A 19,754-nucleotide genomic window follows, 5' to 3' on the forward strand; every position below is an offset into this window, starting at 1 on the left:
GTGTTACTAATTACTTAGTAAATAGGTTTACTAAAACAGCATTTTGCGCCCACATTCTATTTTCAGCTTGCTGAAAAACTACCGACATTTCGCTATCGAATAACGCTGTCGTAATCTCTTCTTCTAAATGTGCTGGCTGGCAATGCATCACAATGTTTGCATCGCAATTTTTCATTAACGCATGATTGACTTGATAAGGAGCAAAATGCGCTAATAATTGCGCTTTTTTACTGTCATCTTCATCGCCCATAGAAATCCATGTATCGGTATAAATAACGTCTTGTGGACCCACTTTAGTAATGTCTGTCGTGATAGTAACTTTCGCGCCAGATTCATTTGCTAGCACTCGCGTTTTTTCAATCATATCCGCTTCGGCTTCATAGCCAACAGGCGTAACTAAAGTAAAATCTACACCTAATATAGCAGCCATAATCATTAATGAATTAGAAACATTATTACCATCACCCACATAGGCTAATTTAACCTTGCTCAAATCAGCAGCGTTCCCTTCGGTAAAAAGCTCTGTTAGGGTAACAAAATCAGCTAACGCTTGGCATGGATGATATAAATCACACAACGCATTAATAACAGGCACAGTTGCATGTTCAGCCAAGCCTTGAATAGAGTCATGACTAAAAACTCGCGCCACAATGGCATCGGCAAAACAAGATAAGTTTTTCGCGTAATCACTTACTCGCTCACGTTCACCTAATTTACCATTTTGTTGACCTAAATAAAGGGCATGACCACCTAATTTGTTAATGCCCATATCAAAACTTACATGGGTTCTTAATGACGGTTTTTCAAAAATCATCGCAACAGATTTACCCGCCAATACTTGACTATAATCAGCAGGATTATTTTTGATATGAATTGCTAGCTCAATTAAGGCTAACAATTGCTTCTTATTTAGCTGATCGTCAGCTAAAAAATTAGAAATTTGTAGTGACTTGCTTTGTTGTAACATAAGTTTTTCTCGATTCAATTAATCTAACACTTTCTCTAATAAAGAGTTAATACGACTGCACTAATCTGACAATATTTGTGTACCCATACCTTGCCCATTTAGCAGGCTAGGAATTTTCTCTGGCGATTGCCAACTAGCAACCGTAATACTTCGTCGTAATTGATTAGCGGCTTGTAGTGCGGCATTCACTTTTGCTGTCATACCACCAGCAATAACACCTTGTTCAATAAGATCTTTGGCTTGCGTACTATTAAGTGATGATAAATATTCACCATCAGCACCTTTTACGCCATTTACATCTGTTAATAACAGCAGTTCAGCATTCAGTAGCTGACAAATAGCAACAGCAGCATCATCGGCATTTACGTTGACTAGATCACCATTAGCTAAACACCCAATTGATGATACAACAGGTAAAAAATGACTATTAAGCAGCGCATCTAGTAATAAACTAGATTTAGGCAGTGGTAAACCAACCTCGCCTAGATCTAATTCAGATTTTGTACAAGCAATCATATCGCCATCTGCTAACGATAACCCTACTGCCGATAAGTTCATGCTACTTGCTGTGGCAACAATTGATTTATTTACCGTACCCGCTAAAGCACCACTAATTAATCCAATTTGCTCTTTCGGAGTAACACGTAAGCCATGTTTTTTAACTGTGGTAAAACCTGCTTGCGCTAACATGTCATCAACGACACAACCACCACCGTGAACTAATACCACTTTAGCCTCAGTTTTAAGGTTAACAATCACCGCTAACAATGCATCTAACGCACCGGATTTCTCCAGAATAGCTCCGCCAATTTTTATAACTAAAGGGTTGTGGTTGCTCATTTATCTTTTCTCTTATCTTTTTACTTATTGGATGCTAGGTTCAATACTAAAACATTCAAAATCAACAATTTCAATATGTTGGCTGGGTTATTATTAACAAGTGATTATGACCTAGCAATTACGAGCTAGCAAACTATATTCGCTTGGTAATCCAAGCTGAATATTAAAGCATTGAACAGCCTGTGAAGAAGCACCTTTAAGTAAGTTATCAATAGCACAACTCACCACAACTACGTGCTTTTCTTGATCAACTTGCCAATGAATATCTGCAAAAGGAGTGTGCGCTACATTATCTATTTGAGGCCAAGCATCAACGATTCTAACCAATGGCTTGTCGTTATAAGCTTGCTTAAATGCTATATCAACTTGTTCTGCGGTAACATCCGCTTTTAGCTGCATAGTCACAGTAGCTAGCAAGCCTCTTTTATAAGGCGCTAAATGTGGATTAAAAATAACATCAGCATGTGCTTCTTGAGAGATTTCTGGCTGATGTCTATGCTGTAAAATATTATAAGGTTTTAAACTGACTTCATTAAAGTTGGTCGCTAATGACGCATTTCTTCCTGCCCCACTCACACCACTGATACCATTGACGACAATTAATGAATTTTCTACATGAAAATTATTACTCGTAATAGGTTTTAAAGAAAGTAAACTTGCCGTTGGATAACAGCCCGGTACAGCAACTAAGTCGGTATTAACAATAGCTTCATGTTCCCATTCAGCTAAACCGTATTTGGCTTGTGCTAATGCATCAATATTAGCATGCTCAAAGCCGTAGAATTTTGGATAGTCTTCAGCATTTTTTAATCTAAAGCCACCAGAAAGATCAAACACCTTAACACCTGCATCAACAAATGCTTGGGCCCAATCGGCACTAAACTCATGTGGAGTGGCAAAGAAAACCGCATCTAAATCTGTAGCAGCATTTACGATATTATCGTCAAACCATTGCTGAGAAAAAGATTCCAGGGGTACATCACATATCCCCTGCCAGCGACCATGTAATTCGCTGAAAAGTTTTCCACAGGAAGAAGAGTTTTCTGATACAACAAGATGTTGTATTGAAACTTTATCGTGTTGGCCTAATAAACCAACTAATTCAGCACCGGCATAACCACTAGCGCCAATTACAGCAACCTTTTGAACTTCTGACACAATCTAAACCTTTTTATTCAGAAAACTATTAACGATACGGATTTAATAAAATAACCATTCTCTTATAACTAAAGTATCCAAGAGATATTAAAAAAATTCTCTATCGTCGTCGTATTTCTTGAACAATTAGCATTTTAAGTGGCCTTATTACAGCAGGTTATTTACACTATAAAAAGCAATTTAACAGCTCATGGGTAGTTATGCAACTATTAAGCATAACTATTTGGGCTTTTATTCAAATTATTCTTTTATAGTGCGGATCTTTTTATATGTCACAATTACCTAACTTCACCCAATCTTTGACTCAATTGATTGCTTGCTCTTCAATTAGTTCAACTCAACCAAGTTGGGACCAAGGAAATATAGAGGTAATTCAATTACTTGCGACATGGTTCGAACAGTTAGGTTTTGATATAAATATTCAAAAAGTTCCTAACACAACAAATAAATATAATTTACTGGCTAAACTTGGCAGCGGTGAAGGTGGCTTATTATTAGCAGGTCACAGTGATACAGTTCCGTTTGATGAAAGTCGTTGGCAGAGCGATCCTATGAATGTTATAGACAAAGATGAAAAGTTCTATGGTTTAGGCACCTGTGACATGAAAGGTTTCTTTGCTTTTATTTTACAAGTTTGTAAAAGCATTGATGTTAAAAAATTAAAAAAACCACTATACGTGTTAGCAACTGCAGATGAAGAAACTACCATGGCCGGTGCGCGCTTTTTTGGACAAACCCAAGACATAAAACCTGATGTTGCCATTATAGGTGAGCCGACTAATTTAGTGCCTGTAATTATGCACAAAGGTCATATGTCACATCGTATTAGTGTTCAAGGCCAGTCAGGTCATTCAAGTAAACCAGCACTTGGGGTTAACGCCATTGAGATCATGTATGAAGTGATCGGTGCATTAATTGATTTAAAAGAAAAGTTTAACCTTAACTTTAAAAATGAAGCATTTGATGTACCAGCCCCAACGTTAAACATGGGAGCAATTAGAGGAGGTGATAATTCAAACCGTATTTGTGGGCACTGTGATTTAGATATTGATTTACGCTCTTTACCGGGTATGAGTGATGATGAATTACTGCAATGGTTAAGCGACGCGTTAAAACCGTTAGCTGAAAAATACCCTGCGCGTATCACTTTTGATGAATTACATCCTAGCTCACCAAGCTTTGAACAGAATAAATCACCAACTGATGACAATTGTATTGTATCTATTGCTGAGGAAATCAGTGGTCACACGTGCTGTGCGGTAAATTACGCTACTGAAGCGCCTTATATACAACAACTTGGCTGTCAAACCATTGTCTTAGGCCCAGGCTCGATAAATCAAGCACATCAACCTAATGAGTTTTTAGCCCATAGTGAAATAGACAAAACAGATAAATTATTAATGTCAATGATCCAGCATTACTGCCTGCGTTAGACTTTTATTTAACGATAATTTCCGTTCACAAATAACAACCGGTATACCACTATTGATGATTAAGCGTTAACAATAAGCTTAATCATCACCTTGTATTCATTAGCTTACTTATTTTTCACAGCACTTAATCACGGCTTAACACTCGAGATATTAAGGTATAAATAAGCTCACACCTAAATAGCTCTGTTCTTACTATCCCTATTTCATTTTACCAGCCTGCTAGCTAGTGAAATAGTTATACCAATCTCACTAACTAGGTGATCATTTCTACTTGCTAAAATAACCAACTACACCGTTATTTATTTAGTAATTAGAACAACTCGTTATTAGAATAAGTGCTTTGTATTTGGCTATTTTTTCTATGTATAAAATTGTTATCTTAATTAATAAAACTTGCAAACACAAACGAGAATGATTATTATTTGATTGATTCAATTTTACTATTACCCATATGTTCAGAGGAGTAGCTATGCCTCAATGGCAAGACCTATTACACCAAGGTAACGATAATTTTCATAATAAACAATGGAAGCAAGCTGAGTACTGTTATAAAGAAGCAGCTTTCCATCTAGACTCTTTATGGTCTGCTAATCGAAAAAATGTTGAATTATTAATGGCATGGATTTGTGCTATTCATAATTTATCGAGTTTATTTGAAGTACAAGATAAAGCTGAATTATCACTGCAATATTTAAAAATTCCTCACGAGAGGATGCTATCTATTTATCAGTGTAATGAATATTGTGAAGACACTAAACTTATCGCACAAAACGCCCTTAAAATAACGTTTATGCCTATTTTAATGTTTTCTAAAAGACACCCTGTTTGCAATACCTGCACCCAATCGTTAGCGGCATTCCAATCAGAAATGGCATTAAATCAGCAAATTATTCATTAACTAGCTGATCACAATTAAATTTAACAATAACGTAAAGGACCATTGAATGACAGCACACGCTTTAGGGATATTTTGTATTAGCTTATTCATATCTGTTCCTGTTTTTGCTCATGTTGGTCATGATCATTCATCCATATTTGCCAATATTATTCATTTACTATGGTTAGCACCAATTTTTGTGACGTTAGCGATTTTATACACTAAATTTTTAACCAAAAATTACCAAATGAAGCCATCGAAGAAACAATTAAAGGAGGAATAAAAATATGTATTACCAACTACTTAATAAGCTAGACAAAAGATTTAATTTTGCCAGAGTTTCAGCCCTATGCGCTATTCCTTTGAAAAATGATGCACCTATCAACGGTAAGCAAAGGTCGCATTTAAAAGTGAACCATGTGCCGCTAACAGCTGAAGTGAACAGTTATGTGTTTAGTGCTAAGTAGATGACTTTCTTTGGCTTAAAATTTTGGAAAGTAACGGGGCACAGTATGTTCCCTCGTATCCCACAAAACAGTTATGTGCTTGTCGGTGAATGGCGTATTTTTAAAAGAATAAAGCACAATCAAGCTATTCTTATTAACCATCCTAAATATGGCTTAATAATAAAAACTGTCGCAGTTATTGATAAAAACAATTTAATTTGGTGTAAAGGCGAGAATGCCACTAGTATGACAATTGAAAAGCTAGGTCCTGTCAGTCAACAACAGATAATTGGTCGAGTTATTAAGGTTTTTACTAAGCCGCATACTGATATGAACTAGTATGTCACGCTAACAAACAAATGATGTACCAAAGCAGAATTAAGACAAACTGAACGATCGACTATCTTCTTTATTCCATAGTTTTTGATTGGTTTTAACAGAAAAATATTCATTCGCATGCCAGCATCGTGGTAATAGATCGAGCTGTTGCCTTTCATGGTAATTTGAAGCTAATAATTCAAGAATTTCATTAAGGCGTTCTTTGCTCAACGTCGCTATTTTTTTAGCTATCTGTGGAAAATATAAATTATTACTTTTTTTAACCGTTATATTGTGCCCATAACCAATAAACGTTAAATGTCGTGTTGCAATACGGCATAGAGGGTTTTCGGGGGTTTCAGGATAAAGTCGATTAACAATAGCATACTCATAGCAATCTCCTAAATGACCCATTTCATCTTCTGGCATATAAACAATACCATAGCCTTGAGGGAACATACCGGTGATTTTATAAAGCGCATCAACCGCTTTTTGGGAGCAACTACCTAATTCAGCATTTTTATTTAATACCTGAAAAACTTGAGGTAATACCTTATAGTTGTAGGCTTCTTTCGTGGATAAAACAATAGAGACATAAATTTGAGGTACTTTTAGTAAGTTGCCAATCCCCTGCTCAGGCTTAAAACTGCTTTTAATTAACTTTTTGATAAATTGATGCTTAAGTTGTTCCTCAATCACAAATTGATCGCGTAGTTCTTTCGAATTTCCCGTATATTTCAAAACACCAATAGCATTAGATATATAAGAAAGTGTTTCTTTGTAGTTAATTTTTAGCAGCTTTTTTCTATCAGTAATATCTAAAATACGAAAACGATCTTTTTTACCATCTTCTCCACTAAAAATGACGCGCGCCTCAGGATGATGATGACCAATATTTTGTAATAACGCGGCCATCAAAAGAGGTATTCTAACAAGCTCAGTAAAACGCTCCCGCTCAGCTTCATCCAACTCAACAAAAGACTTTCCGTTAAATTCAGTTAAAACTTTCACAATATAAGGATCGTTTAATTCATTATCGAGTAGTAATCTATCAAGTAATCGTAGAGATAAAATGGCTTTATAAAGCACTTTATTTTGTTCGTTACAAACAGCAACTTTACTGCCTTCTGTTGGGCTAATCAATTGAATAGTCCCCAATAGTCGTGCTGTTTTTCGGTTACTTTCTTGTAGCGTATCACCTTCTGCCAACTCAATAATTTCACAACAAATGGATTGCAAATGATTATGACGTTCTATTTTTTCTAGCTTATGTAACGTGTCACTTTCAGTGCTAGTTGTCGAATGTGATTCTACAAATTCATTGTTATCAAAGTAATGTATTGCTCGTTCAAGCAAAGAATCATTTAATATACTGCGCCCATAAATCTTCCCAACTAAGAGCTGCACTTGATTAGTATAATGTGTTTGATTATTAGGAGCTTTAGGCATTACTTTATTATTTAATTATTGAATCAATAAATGATAGTTAATAATGCTAGAAAATACATAACTAAGCAACCAGAACAAAAGCAAAGAAACAAGTTCAAAGACTAACTCTTATAACGATTATTACATACCACTTAGCTTGTTTTTTTAAGCAATATTTAACATATAACTTAAACAGTATAGCATAGTTAATTTTACTTGATTTAGAGGGTAAACCTGTCTTAGCGCACGATAAGCTATTAGTTTAGCCCTTTTATTTTTACTTGATGTTGCTTATGCGCTAATTGCTGACAAATATTCACAAGATCTGAATGTAAACCACCTGCAGTAACATCTCGCCCTGCACCTGGCCCACGGATAATTAATGGATTTTCTTGATACCAATGACTACTAATTTGAAAAATATTGTCGCACGGTGTCAAATTAGCAAAAGCATCTGTTTGTGGTAATACTTCTAAGCTTACTTTCGCTTGAATATTGCCAGACTCATCTACATTTAAGCGCGCCACATAACGAATACAGCTTGCTTTTTTGTTAGCATCAGCTAACGCATCAGCAAAATAATCATCTAACTCATTCGCCCTTGCTAAAAATTCTTCTCGACCGATACGTTGTAAATTTTCAGGGACTAGGTTGGTACAATCAATATCATCAAGTGACAGCTCAAAACCAGCCATACGAGCTAGAATTAATAACTTACGTTGTACATCACGGCCTGATAAATCTTCACGTGGGTCGGGCTCTGTTATCCCTTGCTCAAGTGCATTAATAAGTAACGTTGAAAATGCGGTAGAACCGTCATAGGTTTCAAACAACCATGAAAGTGTACCCGAGAAAATCCCCGCAATGGCCGTAATGGTATCGCCACTATTATTCAAATCAGCAATAGCATAATTAATGGGTAATCCAGCACCAACGGTAGTATTACCTAACCATAAACTGTTGTTTCTATCTGCGGTATTAACCAAGTTATTGTAGTGCGCAGTATCTGATGAAGCAGCCCACTTGTTCGCACCAATAACGTGAATACCGCGCGTGAAAAAGTCTTGATAAAGTAAACTAAAATCTTCACTTGGCGTAATATCTACCACAATTAATTCATCATAAGGATGATTACTTAACCAAGATAATAATTCGTCGTTGTTATACGGTTTAGCAGCTTGCTTGAATAATGACAGTGCTTGATTCACGTCAATGCCATCATTATTTATCAAGGCTTTTTTCGACGATAATAATCCAACAAGGTGAGTATTTTCTAAAGCATATATTCTATTTAGCTGTGCGGGTAATAACTCAAGGAAACGTTCACCAATATTACCTAACCCTGCAATAAGCAAACCTATGTGGCGAGAGTCTTTAGTCATATCATGATGAACTTTATTCAATAACTCTGTACTACATGGCTCAGCTAGTACAGCAATAACACTATGATTATTTTTACTGTTTACTAAAAATAGAGGTTGAGCACTCTTTAAAGATCGCTTAAAGCGCGCTTTAATATCGCCGCGTTGTGCAACGTTATGTCCAACCGTTGCAATAATAGCCGTTGGGATAAAAGTGACTTCAATATCGTGACTAGCTAACCATTGACTTAACGCTTTTTGCTGAGATTGATTGATAACAATAAAGCCTTGTTTAGCATCAGCACAAATAGGCGTAAATTCAACTAACGCTTTTCTGAATAAATTAGCGCCTAAGTTCTCTGTTAAGTCTTCGACCGAATCCCCAATAAAGCTTGTTGATTTCGCTAAGATAAGATCATTTAAATAAGTTACTGAGAGTTCTTGTTTTGCAATATGGCCAAAAGTGCCGATTTCTGTACCGGCAACTTGTGAATCAAAGCTACTTGCTACGTGTAAGTGACAATGATGCGATAAGTTTTCATTAACCAATGGCATTAACGTTTTGGCATGCAAGACAGGATTACCTAAACGTCCTAGCTCTTTTGCTACACCATTAGGTAAGCGATGTAATTTTCTCGCATTAGGAACAACGCGCGGATCAGCGCTATAAATACCGTCAACATCGGTCCATAAAGTGACATTATGAGCACCCACTAACGACGCGATAATAGTTGCCGAATAATCACTACCATTACGGCCTAGCGTACAAGTTTTACCGCGACTATCACGACTAATATACCCTGTAATTACGGCTAACTTGCCAAACTGTAGTCGCGTTTTAAATTGTGCACTACTCAAGGCATGATCAACTGCACAATTTTGTTCGTTGTCTATCACGAGAAAATCACGGGCATCAACCGAGTTACTTGGGCAAATTTTTTCATTTAATAACGCTGATAATAAACGTGCAGACCACAATTCACCGTAAGCTAAAATATCATTTCTGTGCTGAATGATATCATTCGACAGCCAAGTTCTTAACTGAGCTATATCGGTAGATAATAGTTGGGTAAGCTGCTTGGAACTTTTTTCATTTAATAAGGCATTGATAAGTAACAGTTGTTGTTGCTCTAACTCGCTCAACGCTGCTGTCAGGTCAGCACTGTCTGTGTGCGCTAATATGGCAAACAAACTATCGGTGGTTTTACCGTTAGCAGACACAACAACGATGTCATTGAGTTGGCAATTTTGTCGGATAATATCAACAACGCGCTCTATGCACTGCGCATTAGCTAAAGAGCTACCACCAAACTTATGAACGTTAACAGCATGTTTAGCTAATTTATTTTGAGGTCTTTGTGATTCTGTCATTTATTCTTCTACAAAATTATTATTTATTAACGCGTTTGGCTTTGTGCTAAGCCATGCGCTAAATCGCCCAAAATGTCATTAATATCTTCGATACCAACGGAAATTCTTACTAAAGAGTCGGTAATGCCAGCAGCTAGTCTTGCGCTTTCGGCCATACCGGCATGAGTCATTGTTGGCGGATGACAAATTAAACTTTCAACACCACCTAATGATTGCGCTAAAGTGAACAATTTGAGATTAGCGAATAATTTTTTCACCGACTCAACACCACCTTTAACATCAAAACTTAGCATAGCGCCAAAGCCTGCTTGCTGTTTCTTAGCAATTTCGTGTCCTGGATGATCTGTAAAGCCTGGATAATAAACTGACTCTATCGCAGGATGATTTTTTAGAAATTCAGCAACTTGCTCAGCATTTTCTTGATGCTGCTTTATGCGAATTGGCAAAGTTTTTAGGCCACGTACAGCAAGAAAACTATCAAATGCACTGCCAGTAATACCAATACAATTTGCCCACCAAGCTAACTCATCACCTAAAGCCTGTTCTTTAGCCACTAAAACACCACCAACAACATCACTGTGCCCGTTGATATACTTAGTAGTAGAGTGAAAAACAATATCTGCACCCAATGTTAATGGTTGTTGTAAAGCAGGAGATAAAAAAGTGTTGTCGACAGCAACTAAAGCACCTACTTCGTGACTAGCCTTAGCTACTTCTTCAATATCAACTAAACGTAATAGTGGATTACTTGGGCTTTCAATTAGTACTAATTTAGGTTTTTGTGCTAATGCTTCTGCTAACGCCTGTTGGTTATTTTGATCAACAACAATTAACTTAAATTGACCACGTTTTGCTAAATGGGTAAATAGTCGAAAGCTTCCTCCGTAACAGTCATGAGGAATAACAACAAGATCATCAACAGATAGCAGCTGACAAATTAATAATACTGACGACATGCCAGTACTTGTCGCAATACCCACTTTACCTTGCTCTAATGTAGCGATAGCTCGAGCGAAGGTTGCTCGGGTTGGGTTACCAGTGCGAGAATAATCAAATTCACGTTTTTCATTAAAGCTTTTTAATGAATAAGTGCTAGATAAGTGAATAGGGGCAACAACAGCACCATGTTGTTTATCGGTATTAATACCCGCCTGCACTGCCGAAGTAGTAATGTTTTTAATTTTAGTATTCGACATTTTTATTCCTTATTTTCATTAACTAACACCATAAACTTATATACTCAATGTTTTGGATGTTTGGACGTCTATAACTCTAAACGTTTTGACTATTTAGGTCAAGAATTTTTAGACATCTAAACTTCTACTTGACTGGATTTCTGCAACCAGTAGAATTGCATGATTAAGAAGAAATAAGTATATGCTTCTATCTTTCAATTAAGCTTAATCAAGTTTTCATTAAGTGTTAATTAAATAATACCGTTAAATGCGTTTTTATAGTCATATAAAAATAATAATTAACCATTTACATTAATAGCTACAGAGGAATTTACATGGCTGAGTGGAATGACGAATATATTAATCCCTATGCCGAACATGGTAAAAAGAGTGAGCAAGTAAAAAAAATTACAGTCTCAATTCCTTTGCGTGTCTTAAAAGTATTAACTGATGAGCGAACTAGACGCCAAGTAAATAATTTACGCCATGCGACTAATAGCGAATTATTGTGCGAAGCATTCTTACATGCTTTTACTGGGCAGCCTCTACCTGATGATGAAGATCTCGCTAAAGATAATGAGGAAAAGTTACCCGCTAGTGTTCGTCGTATTTTAGAAGAAAAAGGAATTACCGACTTTAGTGCTTACGAAATAGATGATGACGAATCAATCTAAGTTCGATTGAGTAAATAACTAATCTAAAATAAAAAAAGTAGCAACCTCGATAGAGTTTGCTACTTTTTTTTGTGCTTCATTTTTTGTGCTTCATTTTTTGTGCTTCATATAAGAGTAGCCAATATAGCTACAAAATTCGCAACAAGATAAGTTACCCGTGGTATGGCTTACTTAAACGATGCACCGACTCAATAAAGTGTCCTGCATGATCTGGATTCACATCAGGGTGAATACCATGGCCTAAGTTAAATACATGACCGGTACCGCCTTCACCAAAGCCTGCTAATATTTTAGATACTTCCTGTTCAATACGCGGTAATGGTGCATACAACATAGAAGGGTCCATATTGCCTTGTAAAGCAACTTTATCACCAACACGTGCTTTTGCTTTTTCTATATCAATAGTCCAATCAAGTCCTACCGCATCACAACCTGTCGCAGCGATATCTTCTAACCACATACCACCATTTTTAGTAAACAAAGTTACCGGCACTTGACGGCCATCATTATAACGCGTTAAACCGTCAACGATTTTATGCATATATTGTAATGAAAATTCTTTGTAATCACGTGGTGACAATACGCCACCCCATGTATCAAACACCATTACTGATTGTGCGCCAGCAGCAATTTGTGCATTCAAATATGAAATAACAGAGTCGGCTAACTTATCAAGCAATAAATGCAGTGTTTGTGGTTCAGAAAACATCATTTTTTTGATTTTAGTAAAAGCTTTTGAGCTACCACCTTCAATCATGTAAGTTGCCAACGTCCAAGGGCTGCCAGAAAAACCAATTAACGGCACGCTACCATTTAGTTCTTTTTTAATAGTACGAACGGCATTCATTACGTATTGTAATTCACCTTCAGGATCAGGTACGCCGATTTTTTCAACATCAGCTTTACAAGTAATAGGACGTTCAAACTTAGGTCCTTCGCCTGTTTCGAAATATAGGCCTAAACCCATGGCGTCAGGAATTGTTAATATGTCGCTGAATAAAATAGCTGCATCAAGTGGAAAACGACGCAACGGCTGAATAGTAACTTCACAAGCTAAGTCAGCATCGCGACAAACTGACATAAAATCGCCAGCATCTTTACGTACTGCTCGGTATTCAGGTAAATAACGTCCTGCTTGTCTCATCATCCAAACAGGTGTGTAATCTACTGGCTGCTTTAAAAGCGCACGTAAATAATTATCATTTTTTAATTCAGTCACCAATAAACCCTCTAATTTATTCATTATTTACTTACTTGAACTCCCAAAAATAGGAATAACAAGTAAATTATGCGCGTATTCTAGCACTCGTGGTATTTTGAATCTATGCGACAAATCAATTCATTTACGCTTAACATTCATCCCATGAAAAATATTTCAATTTAGTTACATTTCGCTAGACATTATTAATATGAATAACAATCAATCACTTAATCACTAAAAAGCATTAGTTATGCTTTATACGAAATTTATCGTCGAGTTTATGCTCTATTAAAGTTGTTGCAGTGATGAAAATGCTTTGCTATAAAATACCTGCGCAAACAAAGAAGCACTGATTAATAATAAAAATACTTCTGAGCATAATTAATAAGAAGCTTGATTAACAAGACCATAATGCGAGCATTTCAAGCCTTTCTCTTCGAGAAAGGCTTTTTTATTTGTGCTATAAAATGTATAGCTGAAAATTTATAGTTCAAATAATTATTCATTATTCCTTTCAATAGTATAAAATCGCCTTCATAGCACTTTCCTTTAATTTACGAAACTAGAGAAGAATAATGAATAGCCCACAACGTGATATAACTTTAAGATTTTTAGCTGAACCACAAGATGTAAATTTTGGTGGTAAAGTCCATGGTGGTGCGGTAATGAAGTGGATAGATTTAGCGGCTTATGCTTGTGCAGCAGGTTGGAGTGGTCGTTATTGTGTTACTGCTTATGCCGGTGGCATCCGTTTTATTTCACCAATTCATGTGGGTAGCTTGGTAGAAGTAGAAGCTAAAGTTATATACACAGGTAATTCATCTATGCATATTGCCTTAGAGGTAAATGCCTGTGATCCTAAATCGTTAAACCGACACTTAACGACCAATTGTATTGTTATTATGGTTGCCGTTGATCAAAATGGACAATCTGAAACTGTACCACAGTGGATTCCGAAAACAGAAGAAGATAAAAAACAGCATAGTACTGCAATAAAATTAATGGATATGCGCAAACAGATTGGCAGTGAAATGCAAATTTTCGCTCAGTAACTAGCTCAGTAATAAGCAAATTTAATGATGGCCAAATATATTGCGTTCACTATAGTTATTCTCGCTATTTTATTTAGCAAGCCAAGCTTTGCTTTAGGTAAACTTGGCCATCAACTTGTTTGCCAATTAGCATTTGAACATTTGCCAAAAACACAACAAAACAAAATAGCCGGCTTACTCAAGACTATTCCTGCTAAACATAAAAAACTTATTAATAATTTTAATCAGCAAAAAGCGAATAGCGCCATAACTTTTGCTAATGCTTGTACTTGGGCTGATACAATTAGACATTTAAAAAAGTTTAAAGCTTATAGTTCCTGGCATTATATGAATGTCCCTCGTTCACAAAATAAAGTTAATACAGATGAATGTCAGCAAAATTGCTTGCCTCAAGCAATTTTACAACACCAACAAGCCTTAGCACATACTCAAAGCCCTTATACATGGCAGCAAGCACAAACTTTATTGTTTTTAGGGCATTGGTTAGGTGATATACATCAACCTTTACATATTAGTTTCAAGGATGATTTAGGCGGTAACAAAATCGCCTTTGCTGATACTGATGCTAAATGCAATAACCTGCATAGTTATTGGGATCATTGTATTTTATATAAAGGAAAAGAAACTAGAACAAAGTGGCTGTCCTCATTAAGGAGCCAATGGAACAAAAGCCCTCAACCAAATTGGCAAAAGGAACAAGTTTGGCAATGGGCTAACGAATCTTTTCAAATAACGACAAAGTCGACTTTTAACTATTGCCACAAAGATAACCAAAGCGTATGTCGAAAGCCTCAAGGTAAAATAACCTTATCGCCTGATTACCTAAGCCAATATCAGCCAATTATGGAGCAAAGAATACTACAAGCCGCACAGCGCTTAACAAACGTATTGGCGGCTTCATTATAGTTGCTCTTTTCTTTGTTTATTGAGGCTTGTTCTTTTCTTCAATCCATTGAGACATATACTTAGTGCTTTTATGATGGTGATGGTTAAGCATACTACCAATAAAATTACGTTGTCGGTGTTGTTCTAAATTCTGTAGCAAGTTTGTTAAGCAAGCTGAAAGTGTTGAGAAATACTGTTCTTGGTCAAATAACAATTGTGCATTCTGTTTGCCTAATTCACTCGCGCATTGCCAAGTGTCTGCTTCTTGATAAAGCTTTACTGCTGCATCAGCAATACTTTGTGCATCGTTTGCAACCGCTCCTGCCCAAGGTAACTGAGTTTCCATCCCTTCAATACCAATATTGGTGGTAACTGAAGGCGTTGAACACAACATTGCTTCTGCTAACTTACCTTTTATACCTGCACCAAAACGCAAAGGCGCTAAACAGACCTTCGCTGATTGCATGGATTTTATCGCGTCATCAACCCAACCTTTAACCAAAAAACCTGTTTTTACATCATGTAAATCGGTCGCTTTAGGAGGTGGGTAAGCGCCACATATATGAAGCTCCGCCTTAGGTAGCTGTTTGCGAATTAATGGCCATATTTGTTGTTTTAACCAAAGTACTGAGTCCCAATTCGGTGGATGACGAAAGTTTCCAATAGAAATAAAAGCTTGTCGTTGTTCGTAACTTGGGTTGTTCAGCATAAATTGCTCATCACTAAAAACAAAAGGTACGTAGTGCAATAAACTCTTATCTACCTTGAATAAATCCCCTAACAATTCAATTTCTTTCGGTGAAATCATTAAGGTAACATCGCAACGAAAAATAGCCGCAACTTCTCGCTTAGCTAAATCAGATGTTAATAAGTCAGTGTCTGTCATCTCACTATTTTTTTTATGCGCATCGTGTCTTGCATGGCGTAAACAAAAAAGATCTTCTGTGTCTAAAACTCTTAAGGCCTGCGGACATTGTTCGATAACACGCCAGCCAAACTGCTCTTCCATCATAAAGCGGTCGAACATCACAACGTCAGGCGCAAGTGAGCCAATGAAATCATCAAAACTCGCACAGTTAAGCTTAATATCAACACACTCAACATTAAGCGCCATGAGATCAACCATATGATCGGTACGTTGCGCAGGGCTAGCAAATACGACTTGATAGCCTTGCTGCTGAAAAAAGAAGATAAGTTGCAGCATACGACTACCTGCCGCAGAAGAATTTGGCTCAGGCCAAACATAACCAATAATAAGAAGTGTGTTCATGTAAATCTAGGCGCTTTAAATAAAAAGGAGTATACACGCAGTTTAACATTGATGGCAGCTTGATATTATCTTCCTTCGAACATAAAAAAAGCCACTGATCGTTAATTAATGATCGGTGGCTTTTCATTCAATAGTAGTTATGCTGGTTACTGCTAACTTAAGCTAAGCCTGTAACCATGAAACTAACATTTATTTTCTATTTATCAGCAGGTGCTGTGCCTACTTGTGGTGCTGGCTCACTTTTTTGAATTTCTAACAATTCAATTTCAAACTCTAATACTGAGTTACCTGGAATGCGTGGTGGATTACCATTCGGGCCGTAAGCTAAATCAGAAGGAATAGTAAATTTGAATTTAGAACCAACTGACATTAATTGTACGCCTTCAGTCCAGCCTCTAATAACACGATTCAGTGGGAATACAGCAGGCTCACCACGGTCATAAGAACTATCAAATGTTTCACCATTTAAGAAAGTACCTTTGTAATGTACTTTAACGGTATCAGTAGCAGCAGGCTTATCACCTTCACCTTCAACTAATACAACATATTGAATACCTGACTCGGTTACCATTACGCCTTCTTTCTTAGCATTATCTTCTAAGAATTTTTGACCAGTCGCTAAACTTGCCTCAGCTTCTTGAACCGCAATTTCTTGTTGCTTAGCTTTCATTGTTTCATCTAACTTAGTCAATAATGTTGTAATCTCTTCTTGTTCCATTACTGATTTATCATTAATGCTATCAACAAAACCTCTTACGATTAATTCTTTCTCTAAAGCTAAACCTAATCTTTCATGCTCTTCTAGATTGCGTTGCATATACATGCCGATTGACGCACCTAAACCGTAGGCTTGTTTTTGAACTTCTGCTTCTAATACAGGTGCTTTAGCTTCTTCTTTAGCGCCTTCTTGACAACCAGCTACAGCTAATAATGCAACAGCAACTAAAGTGGGTTTAAAAAATTTCATTTATTTCTCCGTAAAAACATCACAATTGGAGAATCCCCCAATCCATCTATTGTCTTTTGTTTACACCATCTATTGAAGAATTAAATCCAAGATAAGGTTAAACAATTTTAAAAAACGCCTTATACTAACGAGAAATGCGCCAATAAAAAAGTATTAATATGTTGCTTAACTTTTCAAAAAATATAAAACATCGCTTAACGACGATAAAAGTACTGGCTGCATGCTCACTTTCTCTTCTATTTATGCAGGGCTGTACACCTTCTGTGGATAAGCCGATAGCTCGATACCTACATGCTGTTGAGGGAAGTTATGCGGCAGATATTTCTAATGACGGCAAATGGAGTGTAACCTCTTCAATTTATCATGGAATTAGTGTTTGGGATTTAGAAAAAAATGCCCTCACCTACCAATGGGCTCAACAACAGGACAGTAGTGACAATTTAGTCCTGACCATTGATATTAGTGATAATAATAGCCATGCATTAACTGCAAGCAGAGAAAATTTTGCTCTGTGGAATATCAAAACAGGCAAGTCTGAAGGGTATTGGAAAGTAAGAGAATCTACTATTCGTGATATCAGCATTAGTAATAATGGTGATTATTTACTTATAGGTAAAGGCAATGGCACGGTTCTTCATGTTACTGTTGATACTGGCAGACGATTAGAATTTTTAGGCCATAAAGAAAAAATAAATTCTGTAGATATGACACCTAACGGAAGAATAGCCATGTCTGGCGGTAATGATTTTACGGCTTACATTTGGGATACTGTATCAGGACAAGTTATTTATCAATTTAACCATACATCGCGAGTATCGAAAGTAGCATTAGATCCACAAGGTCGTTTTGCTTTTTCTGCCGACAGTATGAAGTCAGCCCATATTTGGGATTTAAAAACAGGTAAATTGATATCAACACTCAAAGGCACTAAACGCCAAGAAGTATTTAGCTCTATACAATTTTCTCCTGACGGAAAAACCTTAGTAACGGGCGCAGCCAGTAGTAAGGTGAGCGTTTGGAATGTTGACACCGGAGAACGCACTGCTTCGTGGCACGTTACGCCAAAAGAAGCAAAAATACCGACAGGAGCAGTTGTTTATAGCCTGGCATTTAGCGATAATAACACCTTATTAACCGAAAGCTCTTCAGGCTATGCTGAGCTTTGGCAACTCCCTAAAGAAAGCAATTAAATGACAGCTAACAAATCAGAAGAAAATGCTATCCAAATTCTTGAAGAACGTATCAATGCGCTTGAAACTCGAAACCTTTTTCAAGACGATGTTATTGAACAACTAAGCGCCGAATTAACCGTTCATCAAACACAAATTTCTGAGCTAAGAGAGCAAATTCAATTAGTTGCTAATAGACTAAAAGATTCAGGTGCACTAAATTCAGGTAAAGAAGAAATAGAGCCACCTCCTCCGCATTATTAAAAAATAATGCTAATGCACTGCATAATATCTGATAAGAGACTAAGATAGAGTATAGATAGAGTAGGACACCTAGATAGAGTAGGACACCCATACTTTATACTTTCTTGAATAGAGATAGAGTAGGACACCCATACTTTATACTTTCTTGAATAAATAAGAATTCCTGACTATGTTTGTAAAGTAAACACATAAGGAGTTTGATTATGACACAATCTCGCCGTCAGCAAGTTTCATTACAAGACACCCGTTACTATCACCTAATCTCTCGTTGTGTGCGCCGCGCTTACCTGTGTGGTGAGGATGCTTATAGCAAACAGAGATAGAGTAGGACACCCATACTTTAGGGATAGAGTAGGACACCCACACTTTATACTTTCTTGAATAAATAAGAATTCCTGACTATGTTTATAAAGTAAACACGTAAGGAGTTTGATTATGACACAATCTCGCCGTCAGCAAGTTTCATTACAAGACACCCGTTACTATCACCTAATCTCTCGTTGTGTGCGCCGCGCTTACCTGTGTGGTGAGGATGCTTATAGCAGAAGATAGAGTAGGACACCCATACTTTAGTAGCATAGAGTAGGACACCCACATATGGAGTAGGACACCCACATATAGATAGAGTAGGACACCCATACTTTATACTTTCTCAAGATAGAGTAGGACACCCATACTTTATACTTTCTTGAATAAATAAGAATTCCTGACTATGTTTATAAAGTAAACACGTAAGGAGTTTGATTATGACACAATCTCGCCGTCAGCAAGTTTCATTACAAGACACCCGTTACTATCACCTAATCTCTCGTTGTGTGCGCCGCGCTTACCTGTGTGGTGAGGATGCTTATAGCAAACAAAGCTTTGAACATCGTCGCCAATGGATGGTCGATAGAAT

At 36.8% G+C, this 19,754-nt stretch carries 18 protein-coding genes and 2 pseudogenes; 11 read left to right on the plus strand and 9 right to left on the minus strand.

Translation table 11 applies throughout. The features are described 5' to 3' along the window. Positions 1–10: 10 nt before the first annotated feature. The 3 genes from KO509_RS10390 to argC all read right to left on the minus strand — a co-directional run bounded on the left by KO509_RS10390 (position 11) and on the right by argC (position 2,965). Positions 11–940 (minus strand): ornithine carbamoyltransferase, encoded by a 930-nt coding sequence (locus KO509_RS10390; protein ID WP_215973227.1) that lies wholly within the window; start codon positions 938–940, stop codon positions 11–13. Between the two features lie 87 nt (positions 941–1,027). Continuing rightward, entirely contained in the window at positions 1,028–1,807 is a 780-nt protein-coding gene (argB, locus tag KO509_RS10395) for an acetylglutamate kinase (RefSeq protein ID WP_215973207.1), read from the minus strand. 111 nt (positions 1,808–1,918) lie between these two features. After that, positions 1,919–2,965, minus strand: a complete 1,047-nt coding sequence (argC, locus tag KO509_RS10400; RefSeq protein WP_215973208.1) for an N-acetyl-gamma-glutamyl-phosphate reductase — start codon at positions 2,963–2,965, stop codon at positions 1,919–1,921. Positions 2,966–3,234: 269 nt separating this feature from the next. Here argC and argE point away from each other — a divergent pair, with 269 nt between their 5' ends. The 4 genes from argE to sodX all read left to right on the plus strand — a co-directional run bounded on the left by argE (position 3,235) and on the right by sodX (position 6,060). Then, positions 3,235–4,398 (plus strand): acetylornithine deacetylase, encoded by a 1,164-nt coding sequence (argE, locus tag KO509_RS10405; RefSeq protein ID WP_215973209.1) that lies wholly within the window; start codon positions 3,235–3,237, stop codon positions 4,396–4,398. Between the two features lie 469 nt (positions 4,399–4,867). Continuing rightward, positions 4,868–5,296 carry a hypothetical protein gene (locus tag KO509_RS10410; protein ID WP_215973210.1) on the plus strand — a complete coding sequence of 143 codons (429 nt, stop codon included), beginning with the start codon at positions 4,868–4,870 and terminating at the stop codon, positions 5,294–5,296. Positions 5,297–5,342: 46 nt separating this feature from the next. Then, positions 5,343–5,558, plus strand: a complete 216-nt coding sequence (locus KO509_RS10415; RefSeq protein WP_215973211.1) for a hypothetical protein — start codon at positions 5,343–5,345, stop codon at positions 5,556–5,558. 184 nt (positions 5,559–5,742) lie between these two features. Further along, a complete protein-coding gene (sodX, locus tag KO509_RS10420; protein ID WP_289847542.1) occupies positions 5,743–6,060 on the plus strand; it encodes a nickel-type superoxide dismutase maturation protease in 318 nt (105 codons plus the stop codon). A 39-nt stretch (positions 6,061–6,099) separates the two neighbouring features. On the opposite strand, the gene KO509_RS10425 is transcribed toward sodX, so the two are convergent. The 3 genes from KO509_RS10425 to metB form a co-directional block, all read right to left on the minus strand. Next, the gene (locus KO509_RS10425) at positions 6,100–7,488 is read right to left on the minus strand and encodes a hypothetical protein (RefSeq protein WP_215973213.1); all 1,389 of its coding nucleotides are present in this window, start codon (positions 7,486–7,488) and stop codon (positions 6,100–6,102) included. Positions 7,489–7,724: 236 nt separating this feature from the next. Next, positions 7,725–10,199 (minus strand): bifunctional aspartate kinase/homoserine dehydrogenase II, encoded by a 2,475-nt coding sequence (metL, locus tag KO509_RS10430; RefSeq protein ID WP_215973214.1) that lies wholly within the window; start codon positions 10,197–10,199, stop codon positions 7,725–7,727. Between the two features lie 26 nt (positions 10,200–10,225). Further along, positions 10,226–11,395 carry a cystathionine gamma-synthase gene (metB, locus tag KO509_RS10435; protein ID WP_215973215.1) on the minus strand — a complete coding sequence of 390 codons (1,170 nt, stop codon included), beginning with the start codon at positions 11,393–11,395 and terminating at the stop codon, positions 10,226–10,228. 314 nt (positions 11,396–11,709) lie between these two features. On the opposite strand from metB, the gene metJ reads away from it, so the two are divergent. Beyond that, entirely contained in the window at positions 11,710–12,048 is a 339-nt protein-coding gene (metJ, locus tag KO509_RS10440; protein WP_215973216.1) for a met regulon transcriptional regulator MetJ, read from the plus strand. A 151-nt stretch (positions 12,049–12,199) separates the two neighbouring features. Here the strand turns inward: metJ and hemE are convergent, their stop codons facing one another. Beyond that, the gene (gene hemE, locus KO509_RS10445) at positions 12,200–13,267 is read right to left on the minus strand and encodes a uroporphyrinogen decarboxylase (protein ID WP_215973228.1); all 1,068 of its coding nucleotides are present in this window, start codon (positions 13,265–13,267) and stop codon (positions 12,200–12,202) included. Between the two features lie 557 nt (positions 13,268–13,824). Here hemE and KO509_RS10450 point away from each other — a divergent pair. Then, the gene (locus KO509_RS10450; protein ID WP_215973217.1) at positions 13,825–14,301 is read left to right on the plus strand and encodes an acyl-CoA thioesterase; all 477 of its coding nucleotides are present in this window, start codon (positions 13,825–13,827) and stop codon (positions 14,299–14,301) included. Between the two features lie 24 nt (positions 14,302–14,325). Beyond that, positions 14,326–15,207 carry a S1/P1 nuclease gene (locus KO509_RS10455; RefSeq protein ID WP_215973218.1) on the plus strand — a complete coding sequence of 294 codons (882 nt, stop codon included), beginning with the start codon at positions 14,326–14,328 and terminating at the stop codon, positions 15,205–15,207. Positions 15,208–15,223: 16 nt separating this feature from the next. Here the strand turns inward: KO509_RS10455 and KO509_RS10460 are convergent, their stop codons facing one another. Next, complete coding sequence (locus tag KO509_RS10460) at positions 15,224–16,456, minus strand: glycosyltransferase (protein WP_215973219.1); 1,233 nt, start codon at positions 16,454–16,456, stop codon at positions 15,224–15,226. 196 nt (positions 16,457–16,652) lie between these two features. Beyond that, on the minus strand, positions 16,653–17,423 hold the full coding sequence (locus KO509_RS10465) for an FKBP-type peptidyl-prolyl cis-trans isomerase (protein ID WP_215973220.1): 771 nt from the start codon (positions 17,421–17,423) through the stop codon (positions 16,653–16,655). Between the two features lie 158 nt (positions 17,424–17,581). On the opposite strand from KO509_RS10465, the gene KO509_RS10470 reads away from it, so the two are divergent. The 4 genes and pseudogenes from KO509_RS10470 to KO509_RS10485 form a co-directional block, all read left to right on the plus strand. Further along, positions 17,582–18,613, plus strand: a complete 1,032-nt coding sequence (locus KO509_RS10470) for a hypothetical protein (protein ID WP_252727500.1) — start codon at positions 17,582–17,584, stop codon at positions 18,611–18,613. Next, positions 18,614–18,856, plus strand: coding sequence for a SlyX family protein (locus tag KO509_RS10475; RefSeq protein WP_215973221.1), 243 nt, complete (start codon positions 18,614–18,616; stop codon positions 18,854–18,856). A gap of 203 nt (positions 18,857–19,059) precedes the next feature. After that, positions 19,060–19,173: pseudogene (locus KO509_RS10480) on the plus strand (transposase); the annotation flags it as partial. A gap of 118 nt (positions 19,174–19,291) precedes the next feature. Continuing rightward, a pseudogene (locus KO509_RS10485) lies at positions 19,292–19,399 on the plus strand (transposase); the annotation flags it as partial. Between the last annotated feature and the right edge of the window lie 355 nt (positions 19,400–19,754).

Source organism: Colwellia sp. C2M11 (assembly GCF_018860915.1).
Classification (GTDB): domain Bacteria; phylum Pseudomonadota; class Gammaproteobacteria; order Enterobacterales; family Alteromonadaceae; genus Colwellia.